The 13,481-nt window shown below is 69.8% G+C and carries 17 protein-coding genes and 2 tRNA genes; 9 read left to right on the plus strand and 10 right to left on the minus strand.

Features of this window, described 5'->3' with window-relative positions; all coding sequences use genetic code 11:
• Window positions 1-22: 22 nt before the first annotated feature.
• Window positions 23-1,723: a long-chain-fatty-acid--CoA ligase gene (locus AC4FS1_RS03035; RefSeq protein ID WP_491152528.1), complete on the minus strand. Its 1,701-nt coding sequence runs from the start codon at window positions 1,721-1,723 to the stop codon at window positions 23-25.
• A 99-nt stretch (window positions 1,724-1,822) separates the two neighbouring features.
• Here AC4FS1_RS03035 and gatC point away from each other — a divergent pair, with 99 nt between their 5' ends.
• The 6 genes from gatC (at window position 1,823) to AC4FS1_RS03065 (ending at window position 7,471) form a co-directional block, all read left to right on the plus strand.
• Window positions 1,823-2,122, plus strand: a complete 300-nt coding sequence (gene gatC, locus AC4FS1_RS03040; protein ID WP_484509068.1) for an Asp-tRNA(Asn)/Glu-tRNA(Gln) amidotransferase subunit GatC — start codon at window positions 1,823-1,825, stop codon at window positions 2,120-2,122.
• A complete protein-coding gene (gene gatA, locus AC4FS1_RS03045; RefSeq protein ID WP_491152529.1) occupies window positions 2,119-3,657 on the plus strand; it encodes an Asp-tRNA(Asn)/Glu-tRNA(Gln) amidotransferase subunit GatA in 1,539 nt (512 codons plus the stop codon). Before gatC ends, gatA begins: the two co-directional genes overlap by 4 nt.
• Window positions 3,657-5,171 carry an Asp-tRNA(Asn)/Glu-tRNA(Gln) amidotransferase subunit GatB gene (gene gatB / locus AC4FS1_RS03050; RefSeq protein ID WP_491152531.1) on the plus strand — a complete coding sequence of 505 codons (1,515 nt, stop codon included), beginning with the start codon at window positions 3,657-3,659 and terminating at the stop codon, window positions 5,169-5,171. Before gatA ends, gatB begins: the two co-directional genes overlap by 1 nt.
• A 116-nt stretch (window positions 5,172-5,287) precedes the next feature.
• Window positions 5,288-6,544, plus strand: coding sequence for a DNA polymerase IV (locus AC4FS1_RS03055; RefSeq protein WP_491152533.1), 1,257 nt, complete (start codon window positions 5,288-5,290; stop codon window positions 6,542-6,544).
• 38 nt (window positions 6,545-6,582) lie between these two features.
• Entirely contained in the window at window positions 6,583-6,903 is a 321-nt protein-coding gene (locus AC4FS1_RS03060; RefSeq protein WP_491152536.1) for a hypothetical protein, read from the plus strand.
• Window positions 6,878-7,471, plus strand: a complete 594-nt coding sequence (locus AC4FS1_RS03065) for a nucleoside/nucleotide kinase family protein (protein WP_491152537.1) — start codon at window positions 6,878-6,880, stop codon at window positions 7,469-7,471. The genes AC4FS1_RS03060 and AC4FS1_RS03065 overlap by 26 nt, the downstream gene beginning before the upstream one ends.
• Window positions 7,472-7,488: 17 nt before the next feature.
• Here the strand turns inward: AC4FS1_RS03065 and AC4FS1_RS03070 are convergent, their stop codons facing one another.
• The 7 genes from AC4FS1_RS03070 to AC4FS1_RS03100 all read right to left on the minus strand — a co-directional run bounded on the left by AC4FS1_RS03070 (window position 7,489) and on the right by AC4FS1_RS03100 (window position 10,128).
• The gene (locus AC4FS1_RS03070) at window positions 7,489-8,028 is read right to left on the minus strand and encodes a YaeQ family protein (protein WP_491152539.1); all 540 of its coding nucleotides are present in this window, start codon (window positions 8,026-8,028) and stop codon (window positions 7,489-7,491) included.
• 54 nt (window positions 8,029-8,082) lie between these two features.
• On the minus strand, window positions 8,083-8,586 hold the full coding sequence (locus AC4FS1_RS03075) for a DUF2017 family protein (protein WP_491152541.1): 504 nt from the start codon (window positions 8,584-8,586) through the stop codon (window positions 8,083-8,085).
• On the minus strand, window positions 8,583-8,873 hold the full coding sequence (clpS, locus tag AC4FS1_RS03080) for an ATP-dependent Clp protease adapter ClpS (protein WP_491152543.1): 291 nt from the start codon (window positions 8,871-8,873) through the stop codon (window positions 8,583-8,585). Before clpS ends, AC4FS1_RS03075 begins: the two co-directional genes overlap by 4 nt.
• Window positions 8,870-9,253, minus strand: a complete 384-nt coding sequence (locus AC4FS1_RS03085) for a metallopeptidase family protein (RefSeq protein ID WP_491152546.1) — start codon at window positions 9,251-9,253, stop codon at window positions 8,870-8,872. The genes clpS and AC4FS1_RS03085 overlap by 4 nt, the downstream gene beginning before the upstream one ends.
• Window positions 9,254-9,272: 19 nt before the next feature.
• Window positions 9,273-9,348, minus strand: a tRNA-His gene (locus AC4FS1_RS03090).
• Between the two features lie 38 nt (window positions 9,349-9,386).
• Entirely contained in the window at window positions 9,387-10,013 is a 627-nt protein-coding gene (orn, locus tag AC4FS1_RS03095; RefSeq protein ID WP_491152547.1) for an oligoribonuclease, read from the minus strand.
• Window positions 10,014-10,055: 42 nt separating this feature from the next.
• Window positions 10,056-10,128: transfer RNA gene (locus tag AC4FS1_RS03100), tRNA-Arg, on the minus strand.
• Window positions 10,129-10,223: 95 nt separating this feature from the next.
• Between AC4FS1_RS03100 and AC4FS1_RS03105 the strand changes: the two genes are divergently transcribed.
• Window positions 10,224-10,433, plus strand: a complete 210-nt coding sequence (locus tag AC4FS1_RS03105) for a methyltransferase (RefSeq protein WP_491152549.1) — start codon at window positions 10,224-10,226, stop codon at window positions 10,431-10,433.
• Window positions 10,434-10,465: 32 nt separating this feature from the next.
• Here the strand turns inward: AC4FS1_RS03105 and yczE are convergent, their stop codons facing one another.
• Window positions 10,466-11,092 carry a membrane protein YczE gene (gene yczE / locus AC4FS1_RS03110; protein WP_491152551.1) on the minus strand — a complete coding sequence of 209 codons (627 nt, stop codon included), beginning with the start codon at window positions 11,090-11,092 and terminating at the stop codon, window positions 10,466-10,468.
• Between the two features lie 61 nt (window positions 11,093-11,153).
• On the opposite strand from yczE, the gene yczR reads away from it, so the two are divergent.
• A complete protein-coding gene (yczR, locus tag AC4FS1_RS03115) occupies window positions 11,154-12,575 on the plus strand; it encodes a MocR-like transcription factor YczR (RefSeq protein ID WP_491152552.1) in 1,422 nt (473 codons plus the stop codon).
• A gap of 3 nt (window positions 12,576-12,578) precedes the next feature.
• Here the strand turns inward: yczR and AC4FS1_RS03120 are convergent, their stop codons facing one another.
• The gene (locus tag AC4FS1_RS03120) at window positions 12,579-12,824 is read right to left on the minus strand and encodes a hypothetical protein (RefSeq protein ID WP_491152554.1); all 246 of its coding nucleotides are present in this window, start codon (window positions 12,822-12,824) and stop codon (window positions 12,579-12,581) included.
• 114 nt (window positions 12,825-12,938) lie between these two features.
• On the opposite strand from AC4FS1_RS03120, the gene msrA reads away from it, so the two are divergent.
• Window positions 12,939-13,466 (plus strand): peptide-methionine (S)-S-oxide reductase MsrA, encoded by a 528-nt coding sequence (gene msrA / locus AC4FS1_RS03125; protein ID WP_491152555.1) that lies wholly within the window; start codon window positions 12,939-12,941, stop codon window positions 13,464-13,466.
• Window positions 13,467-13,481: the final 15 nt, after the last annotated feature.

Consider the following 13,481-nt stretch of genomic DNA (forward strand, 5'->3'; position numbering starts at 1 on the left):
GGCGTCGACCCTGCGTCGCCCGTCAGCGACCCGAGGAGAGGGTGAGGAGACGGTCGCGGACCTGACGGCGAAGCACCTTGCCGATGAGCGAGCGGGGGAGTTCGTCCACGAGGAAGATGCGCCGTGGCACCTTGTAGGCGGTCAGGACGCTCCGCGCGAACTCGCGGATCTGCTCGACGTCCACGTCGTCATCGCCGTCCGGAACGATCGCGGCGACCACCTCTTCGCCGGAGTGCTCGTTCGGTAACCCGACGACGGCGACGTCCGCGACCCGCGGATGCTGGCGCAGGACGTTCTCGACCTCTGTCGGGGCGACGTTGAATCCGCCGGTGATGATGAGCTCCTTGATCCGGTCGACGACCCGCACGAACCCGTCGTCGTCGATCGTTACGATGTCGCCGGTGCGGAACCAGCCGTCGACGAAGACGGCTTCCGTCTCCTCGGGTCTGCCGTAGTAGCCGCTGAACACCTGCGGGCCGCGCACCAGGAGTTCGCCCCGTTCCCCGGGGGTCACGTCCACCCGCGGGTCATCCGGGTCCACGACGCGGCATTCGGTGCCGGGAATCGGGAGCCCGACCGTTCCGGGCTTGCGGTTGTCGGCGACGGGATTGGCCATGAGCACGGGCGAGCACTCGCTGAGGCCATACCCCTCGACGAGGTAGCCGCCGGAGGCATCCTCGAACGGCACGACCAGTTCGTGGGGCAGAGCCATCGCTCCCGAGATGGCGATCCCGGTGCCGGTGATCGGGATCCCCTTCTCCCGCGACGCGTTCAGAAGGCGCTCGGCGATCGGAGGGACCAGCGGCAGGAACGTCGCCGGATGCTTCTTCGTCACGGCGAGCACGAGATCGGGGTCGAACCGCGGGAACAGCACCAGTCGCGCGCCCATCGACATGGCGAACGTCAGGCACAGGGTCAGGCCGTACGCGTGGAACATGGGCAGTACCGCGTACACGACGCATCCCTCACCGCGACGGATCGACGGCACCCACGCCCGCGCCTGGGCGGCATTGGCGAGCAGGTTGCGGTGGGTCAGTGCGGCGCCCTTGGGCGTGCCCGTGGTGCCGCTGGTGTACTGGATGATCGCGAGGTCGTCGGTCGCCGGCTGCGGGTAGCTCGCCGGGAGCGGATCCGCGCGCAGCAGGTCTTCCCACGTCATGGTCCCGGAGACCTTCGCGTGGAGAGCGGCCCGCGATTCGCGGGCCCGCGCCACGGGGAGGCGCAACGCGGCACGCGTGCGAAACGGCATGGCACGCGTCACGTCGATGGATACGAGCGTGTCGACGCGCAGGTCCTCGGGGAATTCCTGAACCGTGCCGACCACTTTGCTCCACACGATCGCGTGCTTGGCACCGTGGTCCTCGAACTGCTTGCGGAGCTCGCGCGCGGTGTAGAGCGGGTTGTGCTCCACGGCGACGGCGCCCAGCCGCAGGATCGCGTAGAACGCCACGATGTGCTGAGGGCAGTTCGGCAGCACGATCGCCACCGGATCGCCCGCGTGCACGCCCTGGGCACGGAGGCCGGCGGCCGCACGCGCGATCTGCTCCTCGAGTTCGCGGTACGACGTGGTTCGTCCGAAGAACTCGAGAGCCGGGGCATCCGGGTAGTCGCGCGCGGACGCTGCCACGATGTCGCCGAGCGATCCGGAGACCGGGTCGAGGTCTTCGGGTACACCGTCGGCGTAGCTGCGAATCCAGGGCCGGGGCGGGTCGTACGTGGTCATCTCGCCACCCTATTTCGTTCGAGCGGAGGGTCAGCGACGGCGCCGGCGGGCGGGTGCGGGCGAATGTGGCCCATCGCGCACAGAACCTAGACTGGAGGGGTGTCTGAAATCACCCCCGATCTCGTGCGCCACCTCGGTGTGCTCGCCCGGATCCAGCTCAGCGACGAGGAGGTCGAGCGTCTCACCGGTCAGCTCGACGTGATCGTCGACAACATCGCGAAGGTGTCGGAGGTCGCCACCCCCGACGTCGTGGCGACCAGTCACCCGATCCCGCTGCAGAACGTGTTCCGCACCGACGTGCCGAGCGACGTGCTGAGCCTGGACGAGGTACTGCAGAACGCCCCGGATGCGGCGGATAACCGCTTCCGCGTGACCGCGATCCTGGGGGAGGAGCAGTGACCGACGACCTCACGCGCCTGAGCGCGTCCGACCTCGCCGCGCGCCTGTCCGCGGGGGAGGTCTCCAGCGTGGAGGCCACGCAGGCGCACCTCGACCGGATCGCCGCCGTCGACGGCGACCTGCACGCCTTCCTGCATGTCAACGCCCGAGCTCTCGACGTAGCCGCCGACATCGACCGCCGTCGCGCGGCCGGCGAGGAGCTCGGCCCGATCGCGGGCGTGCCGCTGGCCATCAAGGACGTGCTGGTCACGACCGACATGCCCTCCACGAGCGGCTCGAAGATCCTCGAGGGGTACCTCTCGCCGTACGATGCGACGGTCGTTGCGCGCTCTCGCGCGGCCGGCCTCGTGCCGCTGGGCAAGACGAACATGGACGAGTTCGCGATGGGGTCCTCCACCGAGCACTCCGCCTACGGTCCGACGCGCAACCCGTGGGACCGCGACCGGATCCCCGGCGGCTCCGGCGGCGGATCGGCGGCGGCGGTGGCCGCGTTCGAGGCGCCGCTGGCCCTCGGCTCCGACACGGGCGGCTCCATCCGCCAACCCGCACACGTCACCGGCACGGTCGGGATGAAGCCGACCTACGGCGGCGTCAGCCGCTACGGCGCCATCGCGCTGGCCTCGAGCCTGGACCAGGTCGGGCCGGTCACGCGCACGGTGCTGGACGCGGGGCTCCTGCACGACGTCATCGCCGGACACGATCCGCATGACGCCACCTCGCTGACCGACGCATGGCCGTCGTTCGCCGACGCCGCGCGCGACGGCGCCACCGGGGAGGTCCTGAAGGGACTGAAGGTCGGTGTCATCCGCGAACTCCCCGACAGCGGCTTCCAGGCGGGCGTGGCGTCGTCGTTCCGCGATGCGCTCGCGGCGATGGAGGCCCAGGGTGCCGAGATCGTCGAGGTCAACGCGCCGCACTTCGAGTACGGCGTCGCGGCGTACTACCTGATCCTCCCGGCGGAGGCCTCCAGCAACCTGGCGAAGTTCGACTCGGTGCGGTTCGGGATGCGGGTCACCCCGCACGCCGCTGCCACCGTGGAGGAGGTCATGGCCGCCACCCGCGACGCGGGCTTCGGCGACGAGGTCAAGCGCCGCATCATCCTGGGCACCTACGCGCTGTCGGCCGGATACTACGACGCGTACTACGGCAGCGCCCAGAAGGTGCGCACCCTCATCCAGGCCGACTTCGACGCCGCCTTCGCGCAGGTGGACGTCATCGCGACGCCCTCGGCGCCGACGACGGCCTTCCGCTTCGGCGAGAAGATCGATGACCCGCTGCAGATGTACCTCAACGACGTCACGACCATCCCGGCGAACCTCGCCGGTGTGCCGGGGATCTCGATCCCCTCCGGCCTGGCCGCGGAGGACGGGCTGCCCGTCGGCATCCAGTTCCTCGCTCCGGCGCGGGAGGATGCCCGCCTGTACCGCGTGGGCGCCGCTCTGGAGACGCTGCTCGTGGAGGAGTGGGGCGGTCCGCTGCTGGACCGCGCACCTGCCCTTCCACAAGCTCAGGGACCGAACGGAGGGAGCCGCTGATGGCGAAAGACACGCTGATGGGCTTCGATGAGGCACTGGAGCTGTTCGAGCCCGTGCTCGGCTTCGAGGTGCACGTCGAACTGAACACGCGCACGAAGATGTTCTCCGGAGCGCCGAACCCCGCCCACTCCGACAACCACGACGCCGCTCCCAACACCCTCGTCGCACCGGTGGACATGGGACTCCCCGGTGCGCTGCCGGTGGTCAACGAGCAGGCGGTGCGGTTCTCGATCTCGCTCGGGCTCGCGCTGGGATGCTCGATCGCTCCCTCCAGCCGCTTCGCGCGGAAGAACTACTTCTATCCCGACCTCGGCAAGAACTACCAGATCTCGCAGTACGACGAGCCCATCGCCTTCGAGGGCTCCGTCGAAGTGGAGCTGCCCGACGGCACCCTCGTGACCGTGCCGATCGAGCGCGCCCATATGGAGGAGGATGCGGGCAAGCTGACCCACGTGGGCGGCTCGACCGGTCGGATCCAGGGCGCGGAGTACTCCCTCGTGGACTACAACCGTGCGGGTGTGCCGCTCGTGGAGATCGTCACCAAGCCGATCTTCGGCGCCGAGCACTCGGCCCCGGAACTGGCGAAGGCGTACGTGCAGACCATCCGCGACATCGTCCTGTCCCTCGGCATCTCCGAGGCCCGGCTGGAGAGGGGAAACCTGCGCTGCGACGCGAACGTCTCCCTGCGTCCGCGCGGGCAGGAGAAGCTCGGCACGCGCACGGAGACGAAGAACGTCAACTCGATGCGATCGGTCGAGCGCGCGGTGCGGTACGAGATCCAGCGCCAGGCGGCGATCCTCGCCGCCGGAGGCACGATCATCCAGGAGACCCGTCACTGGCACGAGGACACCGGCACCACGTCGCCCGGCCGGCCCAAGTCGGACGCCGATGACTACCGGTACTTCCCCGAGCCCGACCTGCTTCCCGTCGCTCCTTCCGAGGAGCTCATCGAAGAACTCCGCGCGGCCCTGCCCGAGCCGCCGGCCGCCCGCCGCCGCCGCTTGCAGGGCGAGTGGGGCTTCGCCGACATCGACTTCCAGGGCGTCGTCAACGCGGGCCTGCTCGCGGAGGTCGGTGCCACGGTGGCTGCCGGCGCGTCGCCCGCCGCGGCGCGCAAGTGGTGGATGAGTGAGATCAGCCGCATCGCGAACGCCCAGAACCGTGAGGCGACCGACCTCGTCTCGCCGGAGAACGTCGCCGCCCTCCAGAAGCTCGTCGACGCGGGCACGCTGACCGACAAGCTCGCCCGCCAGGTGCTCGAGGGCGTCATCGCCGGGGAGGGCACCCCGCAGGAGGTCGTGGATGCGCGCGGCCTTGCGGTCGTGTCCGACGACGGCGCGCTCCTGGCAGCCATCGACGAGGCCCTGGCAGCCCAGCCCGACGTGCTGGCGAAGATCCGCGACGGCAAGGTTCAGGCAGCCGGGGCCGTGATCGGCGCGGTCATGAAGGCCATGCGGGGCCAGGCGGACGCGGCGCGCGTGCGCGAACTCGTCCTCGAGCGCGCCGCCGAGTAAGCCGAATCAGGCGAAACGCCCGAATCAGGAGCATCCGGAGTCGCCGGGTCCTGGTCCGGGCGTTTTCGTCGTGGGGCCGTCGCTGGATGTCGGCGCTCCACGGGAGAATAGATCACATGGGACGCGGCGATGGATCGGGGCGCATCGTCTCCGCCGCGGGTGCCGACGACACCGGCGCGGGGATCCTGCACGTCGACATGGATGCGTTCTACGCGTCGGTCGAGATCCTCGACGATCCGTCGCTGCGCGGCAAGCCGATCATCGTCGGAGCCCCGGAGGGACGCGGCGTCGTCTCCAGCGCCTCGTACGAAGCCCGACGGTTCGGCGTCCGCTCGGCGATGCCGGTCTCGCAGGCCCTGCGGCTCTGTCCCACCGCCACCGTCGTTCCGCCGCACTTCGATCGGTACACCGAGCTGTCCAGCCGCGTGATGGCCATCTTCCGCGACTTCACCCCGCTCGTGGAGCCCCTCTCCATCGACGAGGCGTTCCTCGACGTGCGCGGTGCCCGCCGGCTGTGGGGGAGTCCCGGGGAGATCGCGCGGATGCTGCGCGCCCGGGTCCTCGAGGAGACCGGGCTCACCTGCAGCGTGGGAGCGGCGTCCACCAAGCACGTGGCGAAGATCGCCTCCACCATCAGCAAGCCCGACGGCGTCCTCATCATCGCCGAAGCCGATACGCAGGCGTTCCTGGCCGCGCGGCCCGTGCGGGCACTCTGGGGGGTGGGCCCCAAGGCGGCCGATGCTCTCGAGTCGCGGGGCATCCGGACGGTGGCCGACGTCCTGGCCTCCTCGCGCCCGCTCCTGGACCGGGCCCTCGGCCCCGCGATGGGGGAGCGGGTGTGGCAGCTTTCCCACGGGATCGACGCGCGTGAGGTGCACACCGAACGCGTCGAGAAGAGCATCGGCCACGAGGAGACGTTCTCCGAGGACATCGCCGACACGCGCGTCCTGCATGTGGAGCTCCGCCGGCTGGCCGACCGTGTGGGCGCTCGGCTTCGACGCCACGGCGTGGAGACCTCGACGGTGGCGATCAAGGTGCGGTTCTCCGATTTCACGACGCTGAGCCGATCGCGCACCCTCGCCGAGCCGACCGCTGTCGGGCAACGCATCGGCGAGGCTGCGATCGAGATGTTCGATGCGATCCCGCGCCCGCTGCCGGTCCGGCTGGTAGGCGTGCGGGGAGAGAAGCTGCGCTCGGCCGCCGGTCCGCTCGGCCTGTGGGATGACGACGAGGAATGGCGGGCCGTCGAAGACGCGCTCGACGACGCGACGGCGCGCTTCGGCCGCGGCGCGGTCACCCGCGCAGCCCTGCTCGGCCCGCGTCGTGACGGCGGCTCCCTGCCGTCGCATCCCCTCCCGCCCGGCGGAGACTGACGCTGGGCAGACGGTTCGTCGGGCGGTACGGTGGAGGCATGCCCAACATCGCACTCGACCTCGGCAACCAGGCCGCACAGTTCGGCGTCACCGCCGCGTACGGAGAGCAGCAGGACGTCGATGGCGTGCGGCTCGTGCCCGTAGCCCTCACGTGGAGCGGGTTCGGCGGCGGCGAGGACGAGAACGGCAACGGCGGAGGCGGCGGCGGCGGCTACACCGTGCCCATCGGCGCGTACGTCCGCCGTGGCGACGACCTGCGCTTCGAGCCGAACGTCGTATCGTTCCTCGCGGTGGCGATCCCCTTCGTGTGGGTCGCCGGCCGCGCGCTCAGCCGTGTCATCCGGGCTCTCAAGAAGTAACCCCGACCCGTTCGCACGCGCCCTGGACACCGCGGTCGACGCGGTCGTCGACGCTGTGCGCGGCGTCGCAGCCGCCAACGCGGTGGTGCTCATCGACGGGCGGAGCGGCGCGGGCAAGACGTCGCTGGCCCGCCTTCTGGTGGGCCGCTGGCCGCAGCGCGGCCGTGTGCAACTCGTCGCCCTGGACGCCGTCTACCCCGGCTGGGACGGGCTCGCCGACGGGGTCGACTACGCCCGCACCACCATCCTGGTCCCGCACGCGAGGGGCCTCATCGGGGTGTGGCAACGCTGGGACTGGGACGCCTCGGACCGCGCCGAAGCGCACGCGGTCGACCCGTCACTGCCGCTCATCGTGGAAGGCTCGGGGCTGCTCGCCCCACGTACCGCCCCCCTGGGCGACGTTCGGGTCTGGCTGGACGCACCCGCCGACGCGCGCCGCACGCGAGCGCTGGCACGCGATGGGGATGGCTACCGGCCGCACTGGGAGCGGTGGGCCGCGCAGGAGGACGTGCATCTGACGGCCGACGACCCGAAGTCGCACGCCACTGTGACCATCAGACTGCCCTGACCGCCCGCGACCGCGCGCTAGACGAGGGCGTGCTCGTGGACGGCGGACTCGAGCGTCGAGCCGTTCAGGTCCAGGTAGATCCGGCGCTCTGTGATGGACAACGTCATGGTGTTGCGACGCTCGAGGAGGGCCGCGGCAGCATCCACGAAGCTCGGATCGAAGCTGTAGAGCGCGATGTCTTCGGCGCGATGGATGCGTTTGCCGGTCCACTGCGCGGCGACGGTGGTGGGATCGCGATGCGTGTACACACGGGTACGGTCGGCGAGCTTGCTTCCGTAGTGCAGGCGCGCGGCGTCCGGGGACCCCACCTCGACCCACGCGATGATGCTCCCCGTCGCGTCGCGGACGAGCACGGCGGGCTCGTCCGTCGAGGAGATGCCCTCACTGAAGGCGATTCCGTCCTCGAATTCGAGGCAGTACGCCAGCACGCGCGTCATCATGTAGGCGGCGGTCTCGGAGGGGTGACGCGCCACCCGGAGTGCGAAGTCCTCGTAAACGGCGCGGTCCACGTCGGCCAGCTGTACCGAGAAGGTGTGCATTGTCGCGCCGGTGGCCATAACGATCGAGCTTACGCGCGGGTGCCAGCGGGCCCTATTCCGGGTGCGCGGGCCTCAGTCCGCGTCGAGCGCCATCACGAGACCGTCCAGGCGGGAGCCGAGCCAGTCGTACAACAGCGACCGGGGGTCGTCGCTCGGGTCGTCGTCCTCGTCCTCGATACCCATGCGGGAGGCGAGGACGAGCCGTACGGCCGCGAGGGTGCGCAGCCACGCAGAAGCCTCGCCGGAATCGAGGGTGACCCGCACGGGCTGCATCGCGCGTCGTTCGTCCAGGTCGGACACGAGTGGGATCGGGCCGGACTGCGCGAGCGTGTCGAGAACCGTCCGCGCGTCGCTCGCACGGCGCCCCAGCAGATCACCCGAGGTCAGCCGACGGAAATCTGCGGACGACGATGCGTCGTCGGGGTACGCGTCGGGGACGAGGCGGGCCACCGCAGGATCTTCGGATGCCGCGCCCTCGCCCTCGTCGACGAGCTCGAGGAACTGACCCGTCACCGCCGCGAGATGGGCGACCTCCACCGCGGTCAGATCGAGCACGAGCAGCCGGTTGCCGTTCATTCCGGCGCCTTTCGAACGGTGGCCCACAGGCCGTAATCGTGCATGGCGGAGGTGTGCAGTTCCATCTGCTCGCGTGCACCCTCTGCCACGATGGCGTGCCCTTCGTGGTGAACGGCCAGCATCAGGCGGGTCGCTTCGGCCACGGAGTACCCGAAGTACTCACGGAAGACATGCACGACGTAACTCATCAGGTTGACCGGGTCATTCCAGACGACGGTCTGCCACGGCCGGTCGCCTGCGGAGGCCTCGTCCAGCCGGAGGTCGTCCTCGAGGAGCGTGCTGGTCATGCCCAGCCCAGCTGGTGCAGTCGAGCATCGTCGATGCCGTAGAAGTGGGCGATCTCGTGGACGAGCGTCGTATGGATCTCGTCCCGTAGGTCCTCGAGCGAGGCGCACGCGGCGAGGTGCGACTCCCGGTAGAGGATGATGCGGTCGGGAAGCTCCCCGGCGCTGCCGTAACGGTCGCGCTCGGTCAGCGACCAGCCGTCGTAGAGGCCGAGCAGATCGAGAGAGCCGTCCTCGGGCCGGTCTTCCACGACGAATACGACGTTGTCGAGTCCTCCGACCATGTCGTCCGGAAGACGGTCGAGTTCGTCGATGACGATCCGCTCGAACCGTTCGGCATCCATGTCCCCGAGGCCGCCCGCCTGATCGGAGAGGTCGGTCATCGCCCCTCGCGGGAGGTATTGGGGTGAGTAACGGGGCTCGAACCCGCGACATCGGCCACCACAAGGCCGCGCTCTACCAACTGAGCTATACCCACCATGCGCTCCGCGGCTGCGGAACAACCAGAATATTCTCTCATACCGAGAAGGGGTACGCCGACACCGCTGCTGCCGCCGCGGCGCGCGCGCCGTCGCTCGTCGGTCCGGGCTCCGGAACGAAGACCGCGGTGCGGTAGTACGCCAGCTCACGGATGGACTCGTGGATGTCGGCGAGGGCGCGGTGACCGCCGTTCTTGGCCGGTGCGTGGATGTACGCACGCGGGAACCAGCGGCGGGACAGCTCCTTGACGCTCGACACGTCGACGTTGCGGTAGTGCAGCCAGCGGTCGACCCGCGGCATGTACTTGGCCAGGAACATCCGATCGGTGCCGATGGTGTTGCCCGCCAGCGGTGCCTTTCCCTCCACGGGCACGAATCGCTGGATGTACTCGAGTGCCTGGAATTCCGCATCCGCCAGGGAAACCCCTGCCGGGATCTCCTCGAGAAGCCCCGACGAGCGGTGCATGTTGGTGACGAACTCACTCATGTTCGCCAGCGCGGACTCGTCCGGTTTGATCACGATCTGGAACCCCGGGTCGAGCACGGTCAGTTCGAAATCTGTCACCACGACGGCGATCTCGACGAGTTCGTCGACGGAGAGGTCGAGTCCCGTCATCTCGCAGTCGATCCACACGAGGCGGTCATTCTCGGAAGGCCCCACCATGACAACCATCCTAACGATGGCCGCCGACCGGGGTGCGCAGCGTCCCCCAGGCACGATTCGAACGTGCGACAAACGGATTAGAAGGCCGCTGCTCTATCCACTGAGCTACTGGGGGTCGGCTCCCCAGGTTACCGATGCGCGGGCGCGCGTGCACTGGTGCGGCGGTGGGATGCGGCGTACCGTCGCATGCGCACCAGGAAGGAAGCGATGATGACCGAACCGACCACGCGCCGACTGTGGGTGGCGTACGGACCGGCCGGTGCCGTCGGCAAGATCCAGAAGGACGCCGACTCCTTCACCGTCCAGATGGCCGGGAAGGATGCCCCGTTGGGCACATACCCGTCGATGGACATCGCCAAGCGGGCGCTGCAGTCGCATCTCAAGCCCGGCGCCGAGCCGCCCGAGTACCGCGAGCACTGACCCCGGTCGGTCCCGCCACCTGCAGACCGGCCTCAGCGGTGCGCGATCGTCGGCGTCTGCAGTGCCGGACACGTCCCGTGGGTAGGCGTGCGGATGTCGAACAGCGGCAGGGCCATATGCACCAGCGGTCCGATGCTGAGCGCGAACACCACGGTGCCGATCCCGACGGTGCCGCCCAGCGACCAGCCGAGCACCAGGACGGTTCCCTCGACCGAGAGGCGGCAGAGCCAGATCGGCGCGCCGAACCGCGAGTGAAGGCCGGTCATCAGGCCGTCGCGTGGTCCGGGTCCGAAGTGGGCGCCGATGTACAGGCCCGACGCGACCGCGACGGACACCACACCCGCGGCGAGCATCGAGACGCGCCCGAGGGTGCTGCCCGGCGGGGGGATGAGGCCCAGGGTGATCTGCATGGCCGTGCCCACGAGGGCGATGTTCGTGATGGTGCCGATGCCCGGGTGCTGGCGCAGAGGGATCCAGACGAGGAGCACGACCGCGCCGAGGAGATTCGTGACCCAGCCCACGCCGATCCCGGAGTGCAACGACAGCCCCTCGGCCAGAACCGTCCACGGATCGACGCCGAGGCCGGCCGCAACCGTGAGGCCGCAGCCGAATCCGTACAGCGCGAGGCCGATCAGGAGTTGCGTCACGCGACGGGGCATACCAAGATCCAATCACCTCAGTGGCCCGCGGATAGCAGGCCAATTCGGCTAGCCTGGCCTGATGGATTCTCGTCTTTCGGCCCGCGCCCTGGCCGCCGCCCTCGGCGGATGGCGCAGCAGCGAGCCAGCCTACGAAGCGCTGGCGGACGCCGTGCGTCTGCTCTGCCTGGACAATCGGCTGGCCGCGCACACCGCACTGCCGGCGGAGCGGGAACTGGCCGCCGCGCTCGGTGTCAGCCGGACGACGGTGGCAGCGGCGTACCGCAGCCTCCGTGACAGCGAACACATCCGCAGCCTCCGGGGATCGGGCAGCGTCACGCTCCCACTCGCGCGGCGCGACCCGGGGATCCGCGCGGGGGTGGCCGACGCGATCGACCTCCAGCGGGCGTCGCCGCCGGCATGGCCGGGGCTCGCCGGAGTGTTCACCGAGGTGGCCGCGAAGGCCGCGAGTCTCGTCGCTCGAGCCGGCTTCGACGTGGTCGGCGGTCTGGCCCTGAGGGAGGCCGTCGCCGCGCGCTACCGGATGCGGGGCATCCCGACCCGCCCGGAGGAGATTCTCATCACCGGCGGCGCCCAGAGCGCGATCCATCTCCTGGCGTCCGTGATGCTCGGCCGGGCCGACCGTGTCCTCATCGAAACGCCGACCTATCCGCACGCCGCCGACGCGTTCCGTCGCGCCGGCGCGCGGCTGGTGGGCGTCCCCGTCACCACCGACGACGGATGGGACCTCGACCGAGCCGAGCAGGCGTTCGCGCGCACGCTCCCGGTGATGGCCTACCTCATGCCGAGATTCCAGAACCCCACGGGCCGGACCATGAGCCCCTCCGAAGCCGCGGTGTTCTCCGCCGCGGCGGAGCGGGCAGGCACGCTCGTGGTCATCGACGAGACCACTGCCGACCTCGCCATCGACGCGGATCCCGACCGTACCGAGCCATTCGGAGGTGACGAGACCGTCGTGCGGATCGGGTCGATGGGCAAGACGGTGTGGGGCGGGCTGCGCGTGGGATGGGTGCGGGCCTCGGCCGACATCATCCGTCGCCTGATCGCCGCTCGCCCGATGCACGACCTCGGCACGCCGGAATTCGAGCAGGCCGTGGCCGCAGCGCTCCTTCCGCGGATGGACGAAGTCGTGGCGCAACGGGCGGCGCACTTGCGCGCCGGGCGTGACGCGGTGACGGACGCACTGGCCGAGATCTTGCCCGATTGGCGCGTTCCCACGGTCAACGGCGGAGTGGCGCTGTGGGTGGAGTTGGATGCGCCGCTCAGCTCCGCGCTCGTCCTCGCGGCCCGATCGCGCGGCCTGTACCTGTCGGCCGGTGCTCGCTTCGCTGTCGAAGGCGGTCACGACCGCCATCTGCGCATCCCGTTCACGGGCGCTCCCGACGACCTGGTGCGGGCCGCCCGCATCCTGGGGGAGACGTGGCCGGAGGTGCGCGCCGGGTCTCCGGCTGCGCGCGTCGACCGCCTCGACGCTGTCGTCTGACGGTCAGTTCTGGTAACGGAGGCAGTCCAATGCCTCCTCCGGAGTCCAGAACTCTCCGATCCGCCGGAAAGACCGTGACCCGGCGGAGAACTTCTCAGCGGCATACCGCCATCCGCCGTCGGTCAGCATGCTGTGCACATGGCCGACAACCCGTCCGGAGCGGTCCGTCACCCGCCACCGGCCGCGCGCGACGCGGCTGAGTCGCGCCCACGTCGGTGCCGATAGTTCGGGCGTGTCGGTCCAGATCATGTCTCCACGCTAGGCACCCCCTCCGACATTCCGACGAGGCCGCCCACCGCGGGACGGACGGGACGGGCAACGGTCCAACGCGTAACGTGGAGAAGCGAGTCCGAGGAGGGGCAAATGACCACGTTCGTACTGGCCGGCGGCTGCTTCTGGTGCCTGGATGCCGCGTACCGGACGCTCCGCGGAGTGACCGCTGTCGTGTCGGGCTACACGGGGGGTGACGTGCCTTCTCCCACCTATGAGCAGGTCTGCACTGGCCGCACGGGACATGCGGAGGCGGTGGCGGTCTCCTTCGATCCCGAGGTGGTTCCCTCAGACATCATCCTCGACGCGTTCTTCACGATGCACGACCCTCGCCAGCTCAACCGGCAGGGAGGTGACATCGGCACGCAGTATCGCAGTGCGATGTTCCCCGCTGACCAGGAGCAACGGGTTCTCTTCGAGGCCGCGCGAGACCGCGCCGCGCAGTGGTGGGACGGCGGCGTGGTGACGACGATCGAGCCGCTCGGGGACTTCTACTGGGCCGAGGACAACCACCAGGACTTCTTCGCGAAGAACCCCACGCAGGGCTACTGTCTGGCCGTCGCCCTCCCGAAGGTGAACAAGGTCCGCGCGAGGTTCGCCGACTACATCCTCCCGGGCTGACCTTCCTCCCCAGGC

The sequence above is a fragment of the Microbacterium sp. Z12_35 genome, assembly GCF_058310475.1.